Here is a 1,360-nt window from a genome sequence, read left to right on the forward strand (position 1 = left end):
TTTTTATGCTGCGAGTAGTTTCACTCTATATTGAACAGGACTAAGCCATCCTAGTTTTTCTTTGATTCGTTTCTCGTTATAATAAATAATATATTTTTCTATTTCTGATTTCAATTCTTCGTAACTATAATACACAACCCCATAATAGATTTCTTGTTTCAACAACCCAAAGAAGTTTTCCATTACTGAGTTGTCGTGACAGTTTCCTTTTCTAGACATACTTTGAAAGATTCGTTCCATTTTTAGCCTTTTTGAATATACTTTCATTTGATAAGCCCAGCCTTGGTCAGAATGAAAAGTTCTTCTATATGGACAATCGGATGTTACTTCAATAGCTTTCTCCAAAGCATTCATTACATTGATTGCAGACGGATGTTTGTCTATGCCGAAACTAATTATTTCGCCATTGCACATATCCATAAATGGATCTAAATAAAGCTTATGCGTTACCATATGCCCTTTACTATCTATTTCATAATACTTAAATTCCGTTGTATCAGTTGTTATCTTTTGATGAGGTATATTTGTATTGAAACGTCTTCGAATTCTATTTGGAGATAATGTTCCAACTTTTCCTTTATAAGAGCTATATTTTCTACTCTTTCTAGTAAACGAAGTTACTTGAAGATTAAGTTTTTGCATAATCCGTTGAACTTTCTTCTTGTTTACCGCAAATCCCTGATTCCTAAGTTCTCCAGTCATTCTGCGATAGCCATAATCCTTATTTTCCTTATGTATTTCTAAAATCTTTTCTTCAATTGGTTGATTTGTATTTTCCTTATCAAATCTTTTTTGCCAATACATATATGTTGCTTTTGGCATCTGTGCATATGAGAGTAAGTCCTTTAATTTGAATTGTCTTCGGAGGCTGCCGATGACTCTGGCAAGTCTCTCGTTTTTGCTTCGTCCTCTAAACGCAGCCTCCTCAGTTCTTTTAAAAAAGCATTCTCAATCCTAAGCTTAAGAAGTTCTGATTCTAGTTCTTTTACATGTTCACTACTTGTATTAACCGTAATATTTTCCGATGATACTGTTGTATTCTTTTTGTTAGATATATCCAATGTTTGCTTACGTCCTTTTTTTTGATTTCTTAAAGCATCTGGACCAGCAATTCTATAACGATTAATCCATTGTGTAATCATGCTCGGATTATGGATATTTTCTTGGAATGCTATATCTTTAACTGATAATTCAGATGACAAATATAACTGTACTATAGCACATTTATACTCAAAAGAATAAGCTTTATTTTGTCTAGAACGCAATAATCCATTATCACCTTCTGCTTGGTAGCTTTTAACCCAGTTATCAATAGATGTTTTGTGCGTTATTTCGTATTTTTTTGCTAGTGAGTATGCAC

Annotated in this window: 2 protein-coding genes; both read right to left on the minus strand. The window is 32.6% G+C overall.

Features of this window, described 5'->3' with window-relative positions:
* Nucleotides 1-3: 3 nt before the first annotated feature.
* On the minus strand, nucleotides 4-876 hold the full coding sequence (locus HBB17_RS15435; protein WP_238483769.1) for an IS3 family transposase: 873 nt from the start codon (nucleotides 874-876) through the stop codon (nucleotides 4-6).
* The coding region (locus HBB17_RS15440) for a helix-turn-helix domain-containing protein (RefSeq protein ID WP_207717363.1) at nucleotides 846-1,360 on the minus strand (515 nt) is incomplete at its 5' end. The genes HBB17_RS15440 and HBB17_RS15435, both read right to left, overlap by 31 nt.

Source organism: Anaerosporobacter faecicola, assembly GCF_012070565.1.
Taxonomy (GTDB): Bacteria; Bacillota; Clostridia; order Lachnospirales; family Lachnospiraceae; genus Anaerosporobacter; species Anaerosporobacter faecicola.